This is a genomic window from Streptomyces sp. NPDC097619, from assembly GCF_040302735.1.
Taxonomy (GTDB): domain Bacteria; phylum Actinomycetota; class Actinomycetes; order Streptomycetales; family Streptomycetaceae; genus Streptomyces.
Map to the genome: position 1 here is coordinate 62,013 of NZ_JBEOSD010000016.1, position 19,563 is coordinate 81,575.

Consider the following 19,563-nt stretch of genomic DNA (forward strand, 5'->3'; position numbering starts at 1 on the left):
GTTCGCCTGTTCCCCAAGGGAACGGCGAACCCTCGGGTGTGGGGGGTCCCGTGAGTTGGCCACTCCGCCGAACGGGCGGCCTGCGGCGCACCGGCCGCGTACCGTCACGGCTGCGGCTGGACTACCCCGCGGATGAAGTCTGTGATCTTGCTGGCGGGGACGCGATCCCCGAACTCGGCGTACGTTCCCGCCGCCTGGTTCATGCCTTGCGCCAGCATGGCGGCCACCACCTGGGGCCTGTGGGTTCGGATGTGGTCCTGCATGGCCCGTACCCGTGTTGCCTGCTCAAGGCTGGTCGCGTCCGGCGGCAGAAGACTTCCTGCGAAATCCAGCCTCGATTTGCCCAGCATCTGCGCCTGAAACTCCAGTTCCGCAACCATGTTGGCCCGCGCCCGGTCCGCAGCAGTGGCAAGGCGGCGGCGGGCTTCCGCCGGTCGAGCGGGCACCGGGGGCGAAGCGGGAGCGGTGGCGTCCGGGGCGACGTCGCCTTCAAGCTCGGCGGCCGACTCCTGGACAGTCCCACTCGGGTCTGCACCAGGCTCCGGTGTAGCGGGCTGATTGCCCTCCCGTGCGGTGTCCACACGCGCACTGCCTCGATCGCCTGCCGATGGGGTCGGGTGCTCGGCAGTCATCTGGGCCCGAACCTTCGGCCGCTCCTTGTCGCGGCGTACTGCGCGCTTCCGGCGTTCCCGCAGCAGTTGTTCGCCTTGGGCCTTGATGAACTGGCGCAGGGTCTGGGTGGGGTCGTCCGGCATCGGGTGGTCGGCGACGCCTGCGTTGTCGGCATGGGTGAGCAGTTGGTCGAGCGCTTCCGGGCTCTGCCAGACGCTGGGCTTTCGAATCCGGTCGAGGTACGGACGCAGAGGCGATCCCTCGGATCGGGTGTCCACAGGGTGGTCGTAGTCGCCGTCGTCCGCGCCGTCCCCGATCTCGAAAGCCTGGATGAAGGCGTACTTTTTCGCGGCCGTCATGGCCTTGTTGCTGGCCTTGTCCGCGCTGTCGGCCCCTTCACCGATGACTCGGATGGGAGGCATGGTGTCGCCGGCCGGCCCGCGGAAGGTGAAGTCGACCACGAGGATCGCGACGTTCTGGCCACCTCTGGTGAAGTGCTCGTGGCTGACCACTGTGGGGAGCATCCGCAGCCCGGCGTTGGCCATCGGGCCGCGTACGGCCGCGACGATGTCCTCCTGCGTTCGGAAGGCGTAGTTCTGTGTGGTGTTACGGCCTCGTTTTCCAACGGGTCCGATCGCCCGCATGACTTCGATCATGGCTTCGTCTACGGAGAGAAGCGGTGCCTCCGCGGCCGCCTCGGTGGTCGTCTCGGCCATGTTGGCCGCCTTTCCGTGGTGGGGCGTTGATGCCCCTCGGCTTGCTCGTACCGGAGGCATGGTGGGTCCGACCGCGACCTAGAAGCAGCGCCCGGACATGGTTGACAGTTTACCAGTTAGGTTGACTTCCTGGGGGTCGGGTTGAGCCTTTCGTTGCAGCGGCTCCCGGCCGAAGACAGACAGCGGGGCACCTCGACCATTCGAGGTGCCCCGCGACGGACGGTGGTTGTTCCGGAGCTCAGCCGGCGCCCACCAGCTCCTTGGTTTCCTGCTGGCTCTGCTGATACTCGGAGTACCAGCGTTCGAACTTGGGCAGCACGTTGCTTCGCCCGGCGGCCTCGGAGCGTCCGAGGCGGCGGCCGAGGTTGCTGCCGCAGAACTCTCCGCCAGGCGCGAAGAGGGGGTCGTCCGACTTCCAGTCCGCGACGGTGCTCGCGTCGCGGGCCTGCTTGTACAGTTCGAACAGCGACCGCTCGGCGTCGGCCTGCGTCATTCCTGCGAACTCGGCGGACATCACCACGGCATCGACCGTCCGATTCTGCCGTGGAAGTCTGGCCGTCACGGGGCGGGGCTGCGTGACAGCCGCGGGCGCAGCCACGGCAAGTTTCCGCGCCGCGGCCGCCGACGCCTCCTCTCGGCGCCTGCGTTCGTCGCGCTGCTCCTGACGGACACGTTCGTCCAGCTCGCGCTGAGCTCGCTCCCGCTCGGCTTCGCGTGCGGCCTCGCGGGCCTCCCTGTCACGGTTGCCCCGTTCGCGTTCCAAGGCGAGGGAGTGAGCACGCTCCGAAGCCAGGCGCGCTTCGACCCGGTCGTTCTCCTGTTCCTGAAGGAGCAAGGCATGCTGGCGGGCTTCATGTTCGGCCTGCGCCTTGGCTGCAGCCTCTGCCTTCCGATCGTTGCGGCTTTGCTCGGCCGCGGCCTCCCGGGCCTGTCGATCTTGCTCGTCTGCCTCGGCCTGCTCACGCGCGATGCGTGCCAGGGCGGCGCTGATGGCCCGCCGGTAGGCGAGGCTGGCCTCGGCGGTGACGATGAGAAGGAGAGGGGCGACAGAGTGCACCGCGACGCCGACCCAGTTGCGGTGCAGCGCTGCGTCGCCGATGTTGAGGGCCAGCGTCATGATGCCGGTCATCCAGCGCAGGATCAGCGGCCAGGGTCCTCCTGTTCCGCCGAGCCGGGCGATCACCGCGTCCAGCCGAACGACGATGATCACCGCGGCGTCGACCACCAGGGGCAGGATGGGCGCCGTCCACTCCCACCCTCGGGGCGTGACGCCGAGGACGAGCGGCGTCACCGTGAGCACGCTGAAGAGCATGGCTCCGAGCGTGATGGCCCAAGTTCCCGCCATCAACGTCCGTTCCACCGACCTGATCTCCGCCTTGGTCAGCGCGGCGACGCCGGCGATCGACATGGGTGGGGCCATGGCTGTCCTCCTGGAGCGTTGACCTGACGCGCTCTTGCTCGGGAGCGCACAGTTGCCGGACAGCCTAGATCACCAACGGACATCACGCGAAGGCCATTTATCACCGATATGGGTCAATTATGATGGTTCACCACTTTTCCGGCTTTCTCCTGTCGCCACCGGTCATGCGAAGGACGGTTGCTCGGGCTCCGATGCGGGAGGCCAGCCGCTCGCCCAGTACTTCCGCAACCTGGTCAAAATTGAGGTTGGTGGTGAAGAGCGTGGCGCGCCCCGAGTTGATTCGTGCGGTGATCAGGTCCGAGGTATGGGTTCGGACGTGGTGGCTGGCGTAGTCGTCCATCTCGTTGCAGAGGTCGTCCAGGATCAGGAGGTCGCAACGCTCGTATCGCTCGCGAACCTGGGTGGCCGTCAGGCCCGCAGGGGCGGAGTTCGGGCGGAGCCAGGACAGGTACATGGAGTGGGAGAGGAAGCGAGCCATCAACCCGCACTCGCCTGCGTAGGACCCGGCGGCGGCCGCGGCCACCGTCTTTCCTGCGCCGACGGTACCGGCCACGATCACGTGCCGGACATTCGCCCGGCGCTCGTTCCGTTCCTCGGGAGGGAGCAGCGCCTGGTCGCGGTTGTGACGACGGGCAGCGGCCAGTTGATCTACGAACTTCTGCAGGTGCTCCGGGCGCTGGCCGGTCTCCAGCTTGTCCAAGGTGTAACGGACGTAGTCAGCGTGACCGGAGAGCCGCAGGGAGTTCCGCCAGGCTTCCCGGAAGACCTGCTGTTGGTACGCCTCGGTGCTGGCAGGTCGGTCGTGGGTCAAGGCTGCCTTGCCGGGGTCGAGGCCGCGGTGGCGGAGGATGGCCTCGATCCTGCGGACGGGGCCCATCACGGGCACCGGCTCGCCAGCGCCGCGCGTCACGATCGGCGCCGGAAGGGTGAGGGACACGGGGGTCCTTTCGGTTCGCTCAGGCAGGTTAGGCGGCGTCATCGTCTTCGAGTCCGAACACACCGAGGTCGGGGGCCTCTGCCTCTTCGTTGGGCGAGCTCCACTGGGCGTTGGTGAACTTGGGCTGTCGCGTTCCCGAGGTGCGGCTGCGCACTCCGTCCTGGCGCCCGAGGGCTGCGTCGAACTGTTGCACGGAGGGAAGCCAGACCTTCAGCTCATCGAGGGCGTTGAGGATCTGTCGGGATTCGTAGTCGGCGGCCAGGGCTCCGCGGATCATGCCGCGCAGCGCGAGGAACTTCCGGGATTTCTGTTGCTGGGTGCCGGTCAGCCTGGTCATCTCCTTGGCAGCCACATGTGCGGGGGCGCGTTCCTCCCACCAGAGGCGGGCCCCTTTGTTGGCCCGCTGCTCCAGCAGCGCCTCCGTCTCCGACTTCTCCGGCGCCGCCTTGGCCGACGGCGTGGCGGCCGCCTTCTTCGCGGGGGGCTTCCTGGCAGGCTTCTGCGGCGCGGCTGATCCTTCGGCTGCGGGCTCGGCTGCGGGGGAAGCGGCCTTGCGGGGCCTTCCCGGCGGCCGGGACGGTGCCTCGGCCTCCTCTTGGCGGCGCCGGTCCCGCCATTCGGTGAGGTCCTTGGGCCCTTGATAGCCAGGCGGCGGGGTCTGGTGGACGTAGTAGCGCTTGCGGATGGACCCGTCATGCTGGGTGTACAGCTCGGTGTCGATGGCGCCTGCGGCTTCGAGCTGCGCGATGTACTTGTCGGGGGACTGTTCTCGGCTCCAGCCCAGGATCTTCGCGATGTTCTTCCGTGTGGGCCAGACGATGCCGTCGCCCCTCAGTCGGTTGGCGTGCATCAGCAGGACGTCGTAGACGGCCTTCGCCTGCGGGTCGAGTTCCGGGTGCAGGATGATCCAGTGCGGCACCATGGCGTAGGGGGCAGGCCGGCCGCCCAGTACCTCGTCGTGCTGGTCTTCGTGGCTGCTCACTGGTCGGTTCCTTCCGCAGCGGGCAGGCGGTACTGGACGGTCTGCTGGTCGCCTCGTCGGCGGCGGGTCCGGACTCGGCGGTCAAGGAGTCCGACGGCAACGAGTTGTGCGGCGGCGACCCGGGCCTGATGGTGGGTGAGGGCTCCGGTGTTGGCCAGGTCGGCGCAGGTGTGCCAGTCGCTGACGTCGAGGTCTCCGCGGCGGAGGTGTCGCACGAAGAGGCTGTGGGTGGCCTCGCTGATGGCGCCTGCGGCGCGGCGGTCGGTCGCCTGGTCGATGAAGCTGAGACGGGTGGTGCTGGGGATCACAAGGGGTCCTTGCGTGACGTGCCTGAGCCCCGCCGAAGCGGGGGTGGGCAGGGCGTGCATTCGATCAGGCGGCCGGATGCCGGTAGGCGGGCAGGCGAAACCGAAGGGCGGGCGTCACTGCTCCTCCAGGGACTTGAGGAAGTCGCCGGCGGTCAGGGTGGGGAGGTTTTCCAGCATCGGCCCGATGAACCCGAGCAGAGCGTCGAGGGCGTCGAGTCCGGCCGGGTCCCAGTGGGGGCTGACCTTGAGGGTGGCGCCGCCGGGGTCGTAGCCGATGCCGGGGACGACTTCTCCGGTCTCCGGGTCGACAACGGAGTCGGTGGCGTGGTCGTAGCGCACGCGGGCCAGCAGTCCTTCGAGGAAGGCGGGCCGGATCACGTACTCCAACTCGTTGCGCTCCTCCGCGAAGTCCAGGAGCGCGCGCTCGTCCTCCACGAAGCAGCCGGGTTTGCTGACGCTGCGGGTGAAGTTCCCGATCAGGATGCGCCCGTGCGGGCCTGCGGGCATTTCGGCGGTGGTGCTGCGCAGTCCCGGGGTGTTCTTCAGGTGGTCGGCATTCGCGTCGATCAGGGGCTGGCAGATGTTCTTGACCAGCTTCATCACCCGGTAGGCGACCGCTGCCCTGATGGCGAGATCGTCATGACCGACGGCAGGTATGCCCTGTTGATCCGACATGCGTGGGTACCTCTCAGATGTGCCGGCTTGCTCGTACCGGCGGGGGCGTTGGGGGTCTGCTGCCGGTGACCTTCCCCCTATGGACGGAGTGAGGGCCGAATTCGTTACACCAGACCGGGCACGGCTGCTTGCTCGTACAGCCATACAGCAAAACTGTACACCATGTCCGGACGGGATGTCAGGGCACCCCGGGACCCAAAGCCCACGCCTCGGGCCCTCTGGTGCAGGCACGGAGAAACCACCACGGAACGCGCACCCGCGGCACGTTCCTCCGAGCCGTCAGCGCTGCCCCGTCCGGACATGTGGGGCACGCCGACCGAAGAGCGGCCGTACGGCCCGGCCATGACGGCCTGTCCCGGTAGCGAGCCGGGGCGCCGCGGTCGAAGTCCGCGGGCTCGCTGGCCACGGCCGCTCTTCACACCCCACCCGGTGCGCAGCAGGAGCACCGTGACCGGCATCCCGGCCCCCCGCTACATCACCTACGTCCCGCTCACCGACCTCCCTCCGGACCCGGTCAACCCCAAGCGTCACGAAATCGAGCGGCTCATCGACTCGATCCAGGTCCATGGGTTCATCGAGACGATCGTGGTCGACGAGCGCACGAGCCTGACGATCGCCGGTCACGGCCGCCGAAAGGCCCTGATCGAGATGCAGACCCGCGGCGAACCGATCCCCGGCGGCCTCCTCATTGACGACGACGGCGGATGGCTGGTCCCCGTCAGCCGCGGCTGGGCCTCAACCGATGACCGCCAGGCCCGCGCCGTCCTGGTGCTCCTGAACCGGCTCTCCTCCGCTGGAGGCTGGGAGGCCGGGCCCCTCGCCGAAATCCTCGAAGACCTCGCCACCTCCGAGGTCGAGCTCTTCGACTCCCTCGGCTTCGCAGACGACGAGATGGAGGAACTCCTCCGGCAGGTGGACCCGGAACGCCTCCCACAAGGCCCTACCGGCCCCGGCCACGACTCCGACCGTGACGGCGCCGACAACGACGAAGGCGGCTACGGAGACAGCGGCGACAACGACCGACCAACCGGCGTGTGCTGCCCGGCCTGTGGCCACCTCTTCAGCCCGGGACGATAGTCCGCCCACCTTCCTAGGGTGCCGCCATGCCCCGCCGCAAAGTCCGCCGCACAGCCGCCCCGGCGCGCGCCCGGCTGCTCACGCCGGAGGTCCAGGCACGCCTGATCGACGCCAGCCGCGCCGGGCTCTCCGCGGATCTGGCCGCAGTCCACGCCGGGGTCTCCCGCGCCACCTTCATGCGGTGGATGGCCATTGGACGGACCGAGTCAGTCGAACGGGCCGAGGGCAAGGATCCCGACCCCGACCTCGGCCACCTGGTGGACTTCTTCGACAGCGTCGAACGTGCCCGCGCCGCCGCCGCTCTCGCGTACGCCCTGGACATCCGGCGCGCCGCCCGCGGCGGCATCGTCACCACCCACCGCACCTTTGATCCGCACACCGGCAAGGTGCTGGAGGAGACCATCACCACGCCCCCCGACTGGCGGGCCGCGGCCTGGTACCTGGAGCGGCAGCACCGCAAGCAGTACGGCAGGGAAGAGCACCTGGAGGTCGAGCTGACCGGAGCCTCCGGTGGGCCTGTCGCCGTGGAGCAGACCGGCCCGGCCGCCGACCTCGCCGGCCGCCTGGCAGCGACCCTGCACGCACTCCAGTACCCCGAGGACGACGAACCTGCGCCCGCCGGCGAGTGAGCCCGCGACTCTAACGTCCCCGGACCGCCACGGTGCTCCCTCCTCACCACCACCACCGGAGGGCACACCACCCATGAAGATCATCAGCCGCGCGCAGTGGGGCGCGAAGCCGTGGAACGGCACCCCCGCCACCATCGCTCTGGCCCGCCGCACCGAGTTCTTCGTCCACTACGACGGCGGCGAACCCATCAAGCGCACTGGCTACGCCATCATGCGGGCCATCGAGTCCACCCACCTCAGCCAGGGCTGGGCGGGCGTGGGCTACAACTTCGTCGTGGACCAGGCGGGCAACGTCTACGAGGGCCGCGGCTGGACCCTCCAGGGCGCACACTGCCCCAACCACAACGTCTCCGGCATCGGTGTCCAGATCGCCATCGGCGGCGACCAGAAGCCCACCGCCGCGGCCCTGGCCGCCTGCCGGGCCCTGTACGAGGAGGCGTGCCGCAAGACCGGCCGGACCCTGGCAAAGCGCGGCCACCGGGACGGGATCGCGACCACCTGCCCCGGCAAGCACCTCTACGCCTGGGTGCAGGCGGGCATGCCCGCGGGCGACCACACCACTCCCCCGGACCCCGGCGACAAGCCCGACACCGGCTCGGGCGACATCGCCCGCTACCAGGTCACCATCCAGGGCCTGGTCTACGGATACGGCGCCAAGGGCGCCCACGTCACCCGTGTCGGAAAGGCTCTGGTGGAGCAGGGCTTCGGCCGGCACTACACCTCGGGCCCCGGTCCGGTGTGGACGGACGTGGACACCCTCAACTTCAGCGACTTCCAGCGGTCCCTGGGCCTGACCGGGAAGGACGCGGACGGTGTCCCGGGCCCGACCTCCCTGAAGGAGCTGCTCGGCACCGTGCCGGGCAACCCCACACCGAAGCCGAGCCCTCCGTTCCCCGGCCGCGACCAGTTCGGCCCCGGCAAGAACAACGGGCACATCGTCATCCTCGGTCAGCAGCTCGTCCGCAAGGGCTTCGGCCGCTTCTACACCACCGGGCCCGGCCCTCGATGGTCCGACGCCGACCGCCAAAACGTGACCGCGTTCCAGCGCGCCCAGGGCTGGACCGGCTCGGATGCGGACGGACTGCCGGGCCCGGAGACCTGGTCCCTTCTCTTCGCGTGACCCTTCCGGCCGGGCCGCCGCCGCGGCCCGGCCCCGACCGAAAGGCCCTGTCCGTGGCAGGCGAGACCACCATCACCGTCGTCGGCAACCTGGTTGACGACCCCGAACTGCGCTTCACCCCCTCGGGCGCGGCCGTCGCGAAGTTCCGCGTCGCCTCCACGCCGCGCACCTTCGACCGCCAGACCAACGCGTGGAAGGACGGCGACAGCCTGTTCTTGTCCTGCCAGGTGTGGCGGCAGACCGCGGAGAACGTGGCGGAGTCCCTTCAGCGGGGGATGCGCGTGATCGCCCAGGGCCGCCTCAAGCAACGCGTGTACGAAGACCGTGAGGGGGTGAAGCGCACGGTCTTCGAGTTGGACGTGGACGAAGTGGGGCCCGCCCTGTCCCGCGGCACGGCCAAGGTGACCAAGGTGTCGGGCCCGCGTTCGGGCCCGACACCGGGCACAGGTTCCGCCGATCCATGGACGGGCGGGCAGCCGCCGTTCTAGGTCTGGGGCACTGTGCCGTCCCGAACGCCGAGCCCGATCCGTTCCTACATCGAGGTGGGGAAGCGTGGGGGTGCGGGTCGCGGCTCCGGACTCCCCACCGTCCCCGTGGTATCCGCCGATTCGGTCTCGAAGGGGGCGGGTGACTGCGGTGTCGGAGCCATCGTCGGTACGGGATCCGCAGGTGTCACGCCGCCAGAGGGAGGCAGGGGCCCCGGAAGCGCCTCTCCCGAAGTCGTGGGCCGGGGAGCACGGCTGGCCGATGCACCGGCAGCGCCGCGGCCGCCGTCCTTGACGCCGTCGAGAACGGCGGCCACCGCATCGTCGGATCCGGCCGGGACGATCCCGAGCGGACTGCTGTGGGCACTTCCGAGGACGAGCCGGGCCGCTTGAAGGACAACGACCGAGACCGTGTCGTCGGCCCAAGGGGCGCGCGCAATCGACTCCTCGGCGAAGCCCAGGGTGCCGACCGCCAGGAAGGCGAGGCGGTCCGGCAGGGCGGCCGATCCGAGCACGGATGGTTGCGGCCCGCCCGGTGCCTCGCCTTCCGCGGCCGGGCGGGCCAGGGACTTGGCCCACGCGTCCAGCCGTTCCTCGTCAGTCCCCCACAGGACGACGCGGCCGTCCCGCCGGATGCCTTCGTACAGGTTGCTGTTCTTCTCCTCGGCCGCCCAGGCCGCGGCCGCGTCCCCGTCGGGGAAGACGCGGAAGCCGACCTTTTCAAGACCGTAGGAGAACGTGAAGGCGGTGGAGGTACCCACCGAGGCTTCGCTGAACATCACCGTGCCGTCGGCGTCCACGCACTTCGCCTCGTACGGGCCTAGGGGATCACAGGTCATTCGCCCGCCTGCGAGGATCCGCTGAAAGGCGGCGCCTTTGTAGGTGCCCGCGAGGGCCCTGGCCTCCTGGCTGGCGGTGGGACTGCCCGTGCTGGTCTCGGTGCTGCCGTTGTTCCCGAGGGGGTGGAGCAGCTGCGCGAAGAGCACGCCACCGACGATGGCCGGTATCGCGACCGCAGCGAACTGCGCCCACCGTGGGAACCGACTGCGGCGGGTGGCCTCATCGGCCGGGCCGGGAAGCGGGGGAAGGACTCCGGCGGCCGGAGCCGCCTCGAAGCGAGGGATGCTCTTGCCGCTGCCCAGGCGCACGTTCATCTCGATGACCCGGGGACAGTGGGTACGCACGAGCTCCTGTGCCTGCGCGATCGTCAGTTCCGGGCAGACCCGCTGTATGCCTCGCACAGCCGACTCGAAGGACTGGCCCGGCCGGACGAAGAGGTACGTGACACCCTCGTCCTGCTTGGTCAGGGTGATCACGTCTGCGCCCATGTCTTCTTCTTCGACGCGCAGCTCGGGGAGGTGGTTCATGGACACTTACTGGTTGCGGTCGGGCGCGTTCTGCTTGAAGCGGGCGGCAAGCCTGGCAGCGATGTCTTCGAGGTCGGAGTCGGGAATCGCCTCGATGTTGGCCACGCGGATCTCCACGTCACCGGCCTGTGCGATGCGGGCATGGACTCCGGGGTCGGTCAGGTCCTCGGCGGGACCGGCAGGGAGCGGACGTGCGCGCCGGTCGGCCTCGCGCATCATGGCCTCGAAGGCGCGGCTGCGCGCGTCTTCGCTGATCGGAGTTCTGGGTGCGAGGGCGCTTGCGGCCATGACCATCTTCGCCGTGTCGGGATCGTCCGGCACCGCGTCGCCGGACAGGCAGCGTTCCAGCCGCTCGGCGGCCGCCCTACCCCATCGACCCAGCATCGTCTCTCTCCCTCAGCCTCACCGGTTCGTCGGCCATTACACCCTCTCGCCGCTGTGCGTCGGAAGTAGGCCGGAGGTACGCCGCCAGGTTGCTGTCACTCTCGGGCATCAGCTTCCGGAGTTTGGCCAGCGCTCGGCAATGCAACACCCGAATGGTACCCACCGATTTTCCCATGATCTCAGCGGTCTCGGTCGGTGAGAATCCGGCGGTGATACGGAGCGCCAGGACGCGGTTCTGCTGCGGTGGCAGTTCGCCCATCTTGCCCTGGATGGCTTGGCGGAGTTCGTTCCACTCGGCCACCTCGGCGGGGCCCATCTCGGCGCTCGGTGCGTCGAGGTACCAGAAGTCGGAGGTCGGCTGCTCGAATCCCCGGTTCCTCTTGGGTCGGAAGTGGTCGTTGTAGACGTTCCGGGCAACGGTCCAGATCCAGGCGTTGATGCCGCCGCCGTCGTACAGGTGGATCTTCTGCACGACCTTGACGAAGACCTCCTGCGCCAGGTCCTCCGCAGTGGCCGGGTCCTGGACGCGGCCACGCATGTAACGGACCACTGGTTCGTAGAGCGCAGAGAACAGGTAGGCGAGGGCGTCCTTGTTCGTCGGATCTTCGGCGGCCCGCAGGGCAGCGGCTTCCAGCGGCTCGAACTCGCCGGCAGGCGGCGGGTGCTCGCTCTCGCTGGGGGTCTGGCGCATTCCGCATCGCTCCGGTCTTGATCGGCCTCGGAGCGCCATCTTCTGCCGGCCGCAAACGGATGCGCCACACCCTATTCGCACGGGAGATCGAAAAACACTGGTAAAGGGCAAAAGTGAACTATCAGCCAGGATGCTCAGGTTAGGTATACCTACAACCGCCACATAGTGGATGAATCGACTTGCCTAGCTGCGGTGCGAAGGCGACGCGGGCCCGCTCCCGTTGCAGAACGGTTACACCCGAGTGCTCATGCTTCGTCAAAAGCACGACCGTCTGACGCTCCTGACGGCTCCCCGTATACGTCCGGACGTGGTGTGCACTATCGTGGCGTGGAGCTTTCGCCGGGATGAGCAACCGGCGCGACCAACGCCTAGAGGGAAGTCCGTCATGCCCCCTGTCCGTCTGGAAGACGCGATCAACCGCCTGCCGTTCGAGACATGGCTGCGCGCAGAGCAGAGCGCGGAGCGGATCGGTCTCCCCGCGGCCGAGGCCGACCGGGTCCTCCGGGCCGGTCGCCGCAACGGGATGCTCACGGTCCGCCGCGAGGGTGGGCTCCTTGAATTCATGCGCGTCAGCCGACGCCCCCGAGTCGGTGCCCGGCGCACCAGGAGTTCCTGATGGCCCCACGGGTCGACCGCCTCTTCGCCGGGCGGGACTTGACGGAAATCTGCCCTTCGGAGCTGCCCGATGGTTCGTGAACGGGTACAACCCCAGGGGAGCACCAGCCGCACGCCGCGTGCCGAGGCTCTGGCGGGGTGGGTGTCGATACAGCCGAGGGGGAACGGGATGACGGGGGCCACGGCGATCACGGCCTGGCGCTCCCGCGCCCTGGACAGCCTGCGCCTGGCTCGGGAAAGCGGACAGGGGCAGGCCGAACAGAGGATCCTGGCGGACCTCCGCGCCGTCCACGAGGCCCTCGGCAGAGGGCTGGTGGGTACCCCAGAGGAGCAGAAGGACTACCTGTTCGCGAGGCGGACGGGCTCACCCGTGCCCGAGCTGGCTGCCGTGAGCATCGACACCAACGAATGGCCCCTTCCTCCTTCTGCGGTGCCCACGGCCTCGGGGCTCAGTCGCACCTCACCCGAGACCGAGCAACGGATCACCGAGCTCTTCGCACTGACCGGACCGTTGGCCGCCGGCGCCGCGGACAACCCACGGTACGAGGCCCGGTTCCGGCCCGAGGACGGTCAACGCTTCCAGGGCACGCCCTTGCCTTGGGCGATCTGGGACACACAGGACAACATCCCTGTCGCGTACCACGGTGACAAGGAGCTGTGCGAGTACCAAGCCTCGATCGCCTCGGACGCCTACCGGAGCCGCAAGAAACCGGCGTGACGGCGTGTCACTGCTCCAGCGGCGCGCCCGCGAAGATGCACCCGCAGGGGGGTCCTAACGGTCTAGGCTGTCCCCCACAGTTGCTGTCCCGATCATGGGTTCCGGCCCCGGCCGCCCAGGACGGCAACGACAAGACCACGAGAACCAGAGAAGCCCCGCCACTTCCGACTGCGACGGTTGGCCCCTAATCGCAACGGAAGTACCCGGCGGGGCACCTCGGGAGACCTACATGGAGATTCGGTCTCAATGAGCACCACAGTACCCGCCCTCGGGTGGGTTCAGGCAAACGTTAGGCCCACCGGGCGGCGCGTCGCGCGCCGACTTCCGGTGGGCCTAAGTGCGTTCTGTGGTGGCCGTAGCCTGTCCCCCTGGACGGAGCCGTGCCTTACTCATCGCTCGGTCTTGGCATCCCGTCTATCTGCCTCTCCCCTTACGGAGGTCGTCGTGACCTAGCCCAGCGTGGAGGTCCGGTGACGCAGGTCCCATGTGGCGTGGGCCCTTCCGATCCGCTCCTCCAGGTCGTCCGCTCGATGTGGCGTCGAGGTTCGACCGCTTCCCTACTCGGGCCTTAGCAGAGGCCCGTTGGCTCCCCGCACATATGTGCGGTTTCACCCGGTTCTTCCCTGAACCCCCGTCACCGAGGGCCCTTTTGTGTGCCCTCGGTTCCCCGACAGCACGGAGTCATGATGCCCCATGTCCTCGCGCGCGGCCAGTCCATCCCGCCGACGCGCCGACGAAATACCGACCCGTCTCCGCGCTATGGCATGTCCATGTCAGCATCGGAGCGCCGTTCTCTGTCGGAGAACGGGGCCTGGGGCAGGTTGTCGCCGCGGATGCTCAGGCTGCTCCTCCGCGGCGACCTGGACGATCGGTACGTCGGTCGAAACGACGACGACAGCGGCTACAGGCTCACCATGGCTCTCGCCGTCGGCGCCTCCCAGCCGGGCCGCACCTGGACCGCGGCCGAGTTCCACCACGCGCTGATCTACAGCCCGACTTCGGGAGGAAGCTGGGCCCGGCGCCTCCACACCCGCAAGGGCGCCGCGTACGCCGAGGGCAAGCTCACCTCGATGCTGGAAAAGGCACAGCAGCAGGTGGCCTCCGCACCCGTGATCACAGGTCGTCAGAGCGCCTTTGACAAGATCACCCAGGTACGAGACGAGGTCGAACGACGGGTGTGGACGGGGAGCCGTGGAGCCGACACCGACCTCAAGAACCTGGCGCTCCGGTTGAGCAAGTGCGAGGAGGCCGGCGGCCTGGATCATGAGCTTGCCGTGCGGCCCCAGGCGGAGCAGATGGGGTGCGGCACCGGGACCGCCGCGGACAGCAACAGGCGGCTTCAGGAGATGGGCTTCCTCAAGCTCGTCGCCTCCGGGGCCGGAACTGACCGGGGCTCACGATGGGTGCTCACGTGCCCCACTGAAAAGCGTGCGCAACCCGGACACCCACCAGCACCAGGGACTGGGGGGGGCAAAGCCCCTGTCCGGATCGTGCACAACGACACCCGCCTCCTGGCGCAGATCATGAAGCACGACGCCTTCCACCGCTCCGCACACGGAACCAACGGGGCCCGGATCCTGACGAACCTGGACGTGACCGAGGGCACGAGCAGGAAGGAGCTCCAGGACCAACTCGGGCTCCACCGCACCACGATCTCGCGGCGCCTGGACCTGCTTGTCCTGGACGGCCTCGTCGTGGAGCGTGAGGGCCTGTTCTACCTGCCTGCTGGCGAGCAGCTCGGTGAAGGGTTGAAACTGCCCGAGAAGGCGGTCCTGGACCGCGTGGCGGAGCGCCGCGGGACCCTCGGCGCCTTCGAGCGCCGCAAGGCGTGGCACGCCAGCCAGCGGCAGGACTACAGGCAGTGGAGAGAGGCCGTGGCCAGGATGCAGGAGGCTCGTCGTCAGGGGAGGGCGCGGCTCGTGCCTGCGGGGGCCGTCGACGCTCTGACGGGCGAGATCCTGGATCCGGCATGGAAGGGTTGGAATGTGTCCGACCCTCACCGGCCCGTTCCCGTTCCGGAGTGGTCGGCGCAGGCCGCTTAGAGTCCTGTTCCCCGGGGGAACACAGCATCAGTAGCGGCGCACGGCCGCCCAGGCGTGGTGGACGGCACCGTCGAGGTGACAGCCGTGCTCGTCGGCGAGGGAGTCCGAGCCGCACAGGCCGCCCTGGTGGTCGTTCCCGATCGTTGTGGCGCGCTCGTACTCGACAGAGACGAACACGTGCCGCGCATCGGTCCGCAGTTCACAGAGAAGGTCACCGGTAGCGCCGGGGCCGGCGCCACCCACGAGCTGGGACAGGCATGCCTCCACGAGACGGCGTACCCGGTCGTCCACGACGCCGAGCATCAGGGGAAGAACCCGGCGCACGATGGCCTGGGCCCGCTGGGCTGATGCCCCCGAGGCGGGCAGAACGAATCGGCTGGTGTGGGTGGTGCGCAGTTCGGCGTGAAGTGCACCGGCTGCGGAGGCCGCCGCGCGTGCGGCGCCTGGTTCGCTCGCGGACGCCTGTGTAGGGATCAGCGACCCGAGGCCGGGTCGCAGGGCGGAGACCTCCGGTGTCCCCGCGGAGCGCACGTAGTCCGTGGCCGCCGTCGTGGGTCCCGGCGGAATCGGCCGGTGGTCGCGCATACGTGAGCCCCCTGCTCATCTTCGGTCGGGCGTCGAACCGACTCGCCTGCCGTGTGGCCGGCTACGGCTCACAGCTCTTGGCTTCAAGCCCTGCGGAATATGCACCTGACATACGCCGCGAACAGACCCCCGAGTCGGATCTTGCATCAGCGCAGGTCAAAGTGTCAACGATCGTTCTTTCGTTTGGCAATGATCGTTGGACCAGGCTAAGTTTCGCCCACGCTGCGTGCCAACCGTCACCGGCACCACGACAAGCATCGGAGATCGACGTTGGGTGACTCGCACACCCCCCTTCCAGAGACCGTGGCCCGGATCCGCCGTCTGCTCGCCGAGCGGAACCTGCGCCTGGACCAGTACCTGGACCTGAAGAAGTTGTCCTACGACACCGGCGTCTCGACCGAGACCGTCGCGGCCCTCTTGGCGGGCCGCGCGACGGCCGAGTCGCGTGAGACCGACACACGGGAAATCGCCCGGCACCGGTTCCGGTTCCTCCACGCCACGCGAACCGGCCCGACAGGCGACCCGTACACCGCCCGCGAAATCGCGGACGCCATCAACGTCACCAGGGAATGGGTTCGCCTGCTCCTCGGAAAAGACCAGAAGAAAATTCCGAGCCTCGAAGTCGCGAAGCCTCTCGCCAGATTCTTCGGCGAGGAGATCACATTCCTCACGGACACGGCTTCGGAAGCTCTGAACAAGCAGCTCCACCGGATTGTCGAATCCTTGGAATCGCCCAGTTCGACCGACCCGATGGAACGACTCATCAGCGAGTACGGACTTCAGGGGGTTTCCGCCCGAAGTACCGACTTGACGGATCGCCAGAAACATGTTCTCGCCGGAATGATCATGGGGATGATCACCAGCAACGATGCGGAAGGGAGGGGCTAAAGCAGCATGGGGGTGAATTGGGAGATGCGCAAACTCTTGAAGTCGCTGATGGGCGACATAGACCTTCAGGTTCCTGCGCCGCCTCAGCAGCTCTTTCAAGCACTGGTCGACGCCATGGCCAGGCGGCGAGGCGAGACGATCGAACTCAGAATGGCGTCGTTCCCCGAAGGCACCAACCTCACCGGTGTCGTCGTCGAACTGAAGGACCGCCACCTCATCGTTGTCGAGGCCGACACTCCGCCCGAGCACCAGCTCGTGATCCTCGGGCACGAGCTGTGGCACCTTCACGCAGGCCACTGCATCCACGGCCTGCCCGGGTCCGCCGCAGCCCAGGCATACGACAGCACGTTGGATCCCGCAGAACTGGCCACCGTGGTCGCAGCACGCACCCAGTTCGAGGAGAACCGCGAAAGCGAGGCAGAGGTCTTCGGCTACCGGCTGGGCGCCGCGTGCCGCGGCTGGCTCGCCGGCACCCCTGCGGCGCGATCCCCGATCAGGCTGAACGAGGTGGGAGGCCGCATCAACGCCTCCCTCGGATATCACGGTCCGCAGGGCTGAGATGACAATCGAAGACCTCTACATACCCTACGTGATACCCGCCTCGGTACTCGTCATCGCATTCGCCATAAAGGCGCCTGCAATGATGCGCTACTGGAGGAATCCACTCCTGCGGGCCGTAGGTGGACTGCTGCTCGTCGCAGCGGCCGTGTTCGTTTTCGCCTACCCGCCGATGATCGCTTGGGTCAACCAACTCGTCGGAATTCCGAACGTGGCCGCCCCCTGGGTGTACAGCATCCTCACCATCTACTGCGGCTCCTGCCTCGTGCTGATGATCTATTGGCGCGGCGGAGACCAGGCGACGGTGAAGAGGTTCATATGGACGGTCGTATCGGCGTACTCGACCGTCATCATCTCCTACTGGGTGCTCTTCGCCTTCGCGGACGTACCCGTAGAACGCCTCCGGGACCTCGACACCTACTACGCGACCACGCCCTACATGCGTGAGCTCATCATGCTCTACCTGGTGGCTCACTCCGTCGCGTGCAGTGCCAGCCTCGTCCTGTGCTGGACCTGGCTGCGCCGAGTCGACGGCCTCCTCCGCACCGGCCTGCGGCTCCAGGTCATCGGGTACATCCTGAACCTCTGCTACGACGGGGTGAAGTACACCGCCATTGGTGCCCGCTGGTTCGGTGGCAACCTCGACACCCTGAGCACCAACGTCGCCCCACCGCTGGCCTGTCTGTGCGCCATCTTCATCGCGGTGGGCTTCATCCTTCCCCACGCCGGCCAGGGAATCCTTCTGTCCTGGGAGGAGCGCCGCCAGTACCGCCAGCTCGGGCCCCTGTGGCAGGAACTGCGAGCGGTACAGCCCAACATCGCCTCCGTCCGGCTTCCCCTCCGGGCGCCGATCAACCTGCGCCTGGTGCAACGGCGATCCGACATCGGCGACGCCCTGCTCAACCTGGGAGCGCACTTCGACAGCAACCTCCGCGGGGAGGTGTTCGCGGAGCAGATCCGGCTCGACCACGGTGACGCCGAAGCGGCCGCGGTGGCCGACGCTGCGGCGATCCTCGCGGCCGTCGCCTCCATCCGGGCCGAAGCCCCCATGCCGATCGGTGACGGCATGTCCAACACCCATCGCCTGAGCCTTGACCTGCCCGCCATCTCGCAGGCCATCCCCAGAGCCCGAACCATCCAGAAAGCCCGTGATCACATGCACAGTGGCACCCACGAGGAAGTAGCCGCACGATGACCAGCACCACCCCTCCGACCCGCACCGCCATCGTCATCGGCGGGAGCATGGCCGGAATGCTCGCGGCCGCGGCGCTTTCGACGTGGGCCCAGGTCACCGTCATCGACCACGACGTTCTCCCCGAAGGCCCTACTTCGCGCAAGGGCCTCCCCCAGGGCCGCCACGTCCACCTCCTGTGGTCCGGCGGCGCCGCGGCGATCGAAGCCCTCCTGCCCGGCACCATGAAGCGCATCCATCAGGACGGCGTCCACAAGGTTCCGCTGCCGACCGGCATGGTCGCGCTCTCCCCCGAGGGCTGGTTCCGCCGCTGGAGGGAGTCCCACTACATCATCACCGGCAGCCGCGACCGGATCGACTGGCACGTCCGCGAACAGGTCTCGACCCTGCCCGGCGTCACCATCCTCGACCGCACCGACGTTCTCGCCTTCGAAGGCAGTGCCGAGCGTGTGACCGGCGTCCGCGTCCGTACCGCCGGCGAGACCGCCGACCACACCCTGACCGCCGACATCGTCGTGGACGCCTCGGGCCGGTCCTCCCGGACCCCCCGGTGGCTCACCGAGCTCGGCCTCCCGGCCCCCGCGGAGCGGACCGTCGACGCCGGCCTCGTCTATTCCAGCCGGATCTACCGCGCACCCACCGACCTCGGTCGCTTCCCGGTGGTCATCAACGTCCAGGCCGATCCTCACAGCGGCGGCCCCGGCCAGTCCGGAGTCGTCGTGCCCATCGAGGACGACCAGTGGCTGGTCACCATCGCAGGGACCCGCGGCGGTGAACCCACCGCCGAGAACGAGGACTTCGCCGACTTCGCCGGCTCCCTGCGCCACCCCGTCGTCGGCCACATCGTCGCCAACGCCGAACCCCTCACCGATGTCGTACTCACCCGGACCACTGCCAACCACCGCCGGTTCTACGAGAAGGCATCCATGCCCGAGGGGCTCATCGTCATCGGTGACGCCGCCGCCGCGTACAACCCGGTCTACGGGCACGGCATGAGCGTGGCGGCCAAGAGCGCCCTGGCCATGAAGGAGACGATCAGTCGCTACGGCTGGGCCCTTCCCGGCATGGCCCACAGCGTCCAGAAGGCCATCGCCAAGCCGGTCGCGGAAGCATGGGCCCTCTCCACGGGTCAGGACGTCTTCTACTCGGGAGCCACGCCCGATGGCCCCACGGGCGCGGAGAAGGCCGCCGCCGCCTACGTTCGGCGGCTCATCCGGGCTTCCACCGGCTCCGGCCGCGTCGCCCGCGCCGTCACCGACGTGATGACCCTGGAGAAGCCGGCCTTCCCCACCCTGTTCGCCCCGGACATCCTGCTTGCCGCACTGCGCGGCCCGCAGCGGCACCAGCTCACCCGGCCGCCGCTCACAACCGAGGAGCGGGAGGCGTTCTTCACGCCGCGTCCGGTCCCCGTGGCCACCGAGCCCGAGCCCGTGCCCGTGTCCGGCGATGAGCGTGAAGTCGAGATCCTTGCCCTGTAGCACCCGAGCGGTTCGGCCCCCGCGGGGGTGAGGTCGGACCACCACAACGTCGTGGGGGGGCCCGCGCCAATCACGGGGGGGGCC

General features: G+C 68.5%; 21 protein-coding genes and 1 pseudogene. 12 read left to right on the forward strand and 10 right to left on the reverse strand.

Annotated features, from left to right (window positions below; all coding sequences use genetic code 11):
- Positions 1–104: 104 nt before the first annotated feature.
- The 6 genes from ABTZ17_RS07095 to ABTZ17_RS07120 form a co-directional block, all read right to left on the reverse strand.
- Entirely contained in the window at positions 105–1,328 is a 1,224-nt protein-coding gene (locus ABTZ17_RS07095; protein ID WP_352194495.1) for an ERF family protein, read from the reverse strand.
- Between the two features lie 238 nt (positions 1,329–1,566).
- Positions 1,567–2,748, reverse strand: a complete 1,182-nt coding sequence (locus tag ABTZ17_RS07100) for a hypothetical protein (RefSeq protein WP_352194496.1) — start codon at positions 2,746–2,748, stop codon at positions 1,567–1,569.
- Between the two features lie 127 nt (positions 2,749–2,875).
- Positions 2,876–3,685: an ATP-binding protein gene (locus ABTZ17_RS07105; RefSeq protein ID WP_352194497.1), complete on the reverse strand. Its 810-nt coding sequence runs from the start codon at positions 3,683–3,685 to the stop codon at positions 2,876–2,878.
- A 28-nt stretch (positions 3,686–3,713) separates the two neighbouring features.
- A complete protein-coding gene (locus ABTZ17_RS07110; protein ID WP_352194498.1) occupies positions 3,714–4,667 on the reverse strand; it encodes a hypothetical protein in 954 nt (317 codons plus the stop codon).
- Positions 4,664–4,975: a hypothetical protein gene (locus ABTZ17_RS07115; protein WP_352194499.1), complete on the reverse strand. Its 312-nt coding sequence runs from the start codon at positions 4,973–4,975 to the stop codon at positions 4,664–4,666. Before ABTZ17_RS07115 ends, ABTZ17_RS07110 begins: the two co-directional genes overlap by 4 nt.
- Before the next feature lie 114 nt (positions 4,976–5,089).
- Positions 5,090–5,650, reverse strand: a complete 561-nt coding sequence (locus ABTZ17_RS07120) for a hypothetical protein (protein WP_352194500.1) — start codon at positions 5,648–5,650, stop codon at positions 5,090–5,092.
- Between the two features lie 447 nt (positions 5,651–6,097).
- On the opposite strand from ABTZ17_RS07120, the gene ABTZ17_RS07125 reads away from it, so the two are divergent.
- The 4 genes and pseudogenes from ABTZ17_RS07125 to ABTZ17_RS07140 all read left to right on the forward strand — a co-directional run.
- Positions 6,098–6,727, forward strand: coding sequence for a ParB N-terminal domain-containing protein (locus ABTZ17_RS07125; protein ID WP_352194501.1), 630 nt, complete (start codon positions 6,098–6,100; stop codon positions 6,725–6,727).
- Positions 6,728–6,753: 26 nt separating this feature from the next.
- The gene (locus ABTZ17_RS07130; RefSeq protein WP_352194502.1) at positions 6,754–7,356 is read left to right on the forward strand and encodes a hypothetical protein; all 603 of its coding nucleotides are present in this window, start codon (positions 6,754–6,756) and stop codon (positions 7,354–7,356) included.
- A gap of 73 nt (positions 7,357–7,429) precedes the next feature.
- Complete coding sequence (locus ABTZ17_RS07135; protein WP_352194503.1) at positions 7,430–8,476, forward strand: peptidoglycan-binding protein; 1,047 nt, start codon at positions 7,430–7,432, stop codon at positions 8,474–8,476.
- 53 nt (positions 8,477–8,529) lie between these two features.
- Positions 8,530–8,949: pseudogene (locus ABTZ17_RS07140) on the forward strand (single-stranded DNA-binding protein); the annotation flags it as partial.
- 59 nt (positions 8,950–9,008) lie between these two features.
- Here ABTZ17_RS07140 and ABTZ17_RS07145 read toward each other — a convergent pair.
- From ABTZ17_RS07145 to ABTZ17_RS07155, 3 genes are read right to left on the reverse strand one after another with little or no spacing between them, the layout of a single operon-like run.
- A complete protein-coding gene (locus tag ABTZ17_RS07145; protein ID WP_352194504.1) occupies positions 9,009–10,328 on the reverse strand; it encodes a hypothetical protein in 1,320 nt (439 codons plus the stop codon).
- A 6-nt stretch (positions 10,329–10,334) separates the two neighbouring features.
- Positions 10,335–10,712, reverse strand: coding sequence for a hypothetical protein (locus ABTZ17_RS07150; RefSeq protein WP_352194505.1), 378 nt, complete (start codon positions 10,710–10,712; stop codon positions 10,335–10,337).
- Positions 10,693–11,403, reverse strand: coding sequence for an RNA polymerase sigma factor (locus ABTZ17_RS07155; protein ID WP_352194506.1), 711 nt, complete (start codon positions 11,401–11,403; stop codon positions 10,693–10,695). The genes ABTZ17_RS07150 and ABTZ17_RS07155 overlap by 20 nt, the downstream gene beginning before the upstream one ends.
- Before the next feature lie 385 nt (positions 11,404–11,788).
- Between ABTZ17_RS07155 and ABTZ17_RS07160 the strand changes: the two genes are divergently transcribed.
- The 3 genes from ABTZ17_RS07160 (at position 11,789) to ABTZ17_RS07170 (ending at position 14,778) form a co-directional block, all read left to right on the forward strand.
- Complete coding sequence (locus ABTZ17_RS07160) at positions 11,789–12,019, forward strand: hypothetical protein (protein WP_352194507.1); 231 nt, start codon at positions 11,789–11,791, stop codon at positions 12,017–12,019.
- 168 nt (positions 12,020–12,187) lie between these two features.
- Positions 12,188–12,736 (forward strand): hypothetical protein, encoded by a 549-nt coding sequence (locus tag ABTZ17_RS07165; RefSeq protein WP_352194508.1) that lies wholly within the window; start codon positions 12,188–12,190, stop codon positions 12,734–12,736.
- 833 nt (positions 12,737–13,569) lie between these two features.
- Complete coding sequence (locus tag ABTZ17_RS07170; RefSeq protein WP_352194509.1) at positions 13,570–14,778, forward strand: hypothetical protein; 1,209 nt, start codon at positions 13,570–13,572, stop codon at positions 14,776–14,778.
- A 27-nt stretch (positions 14,779–14,805) separates the two neighbouring features.
- Here ABTZ17_RS07170 and ABTZ17_RS07175 read toward each other — a convergent pair whose 3' ends face one another.
- Positions 14,806–14,955 (reverse strand): hypothetical protein, encoded by a 150-nt coding sequence (locus tag ABTZ17_RS07175; RefSeq protein WP_352194510.1) that lies wholly within the window; start codon positions 14,953–14,955, stop codon positions 14,806–14,808.
- Here ABTZ17_RS07175 and ABTZ17_RS07180 point away from each other — a divergent pair, their 5' ends adjacent.
- The 5 genes from ABTZ17_RS07180 to ABTZ17_RS07200 all read left to right on the forward strand — a co-directional run bounded on the left by ABTZ17_RS07180 (position 14,956) and on the right by ABTZ17_RS07200 (position 19,479).
- Positions 14,956–15,126 carry a hypothetical protein gene (locus ABTZ17_RS07180; protein WP_352194511.1) on the forward strand — a complete coding sequence of 57 codons (171 nt, stop codon included), beginning with the start codon at positions 14,956–14,958 and terminating at the stop codon, positions 15,124–15,126. It begins immediately after the preceding gene.
- A 540-nt stretch (positions 15,127–15,666) separates the two neighbouring features.
- Positions 15,667–16,251, forward strand: coding sequence for a hypothetical protein (locus tag ABTZ17_RS07185; protein WP_352194512.1), 585 nt, complete (start codon positions 15,667–15,669; stop codon positions 16,249–16,251).
- Between the two features lie 24 nt (positions 16,252–16,275).
- Positions 16,276–16,809 (forward strand): toxin-antitoxin system, toxin component, encoded by a 534-nt coding sequence (locus ABTZ17_RS07190; RefSeq protein WP_352194513.1) that lies wholly within the window; start codon positions 16,276–16,278, stop codon positions 16,807–16,809.
- A gap of 1 nt (position 16,810) precedes the next feature.
- On the forward strand, positions 16,811–18,004 hold the full coding sequence (locus ABTZ17_RS07195; RefSeq protein ID WP_352194514.1) for an MAB_1171c family putative transporter: 1,194 nt from the start codon (positions 16,811–16,813) through the stop codon (positions 18,002–18,004).
- The gene (locus tag ABTZ17_RS07200) at positions 18,001–19,479 is read left to right on the forward strand and encodes an NAD(P)/FAD-dependent oxidoreductase (RefSeq protein ID WP_352194515.1); all 1,479 of its coding nucleotides are present in this window, start codon (positions 18,001–18,003) and stop codon (positions 19,477–19,479) included. Before ABTZ17_RS07195 ends, ABTZ17_RS07200 begins: the two co-directional genes overlap by 4 nt.
- The last annotated feature ends 84 nt before the right edge of the window (positions 19,480–19,563 follow it).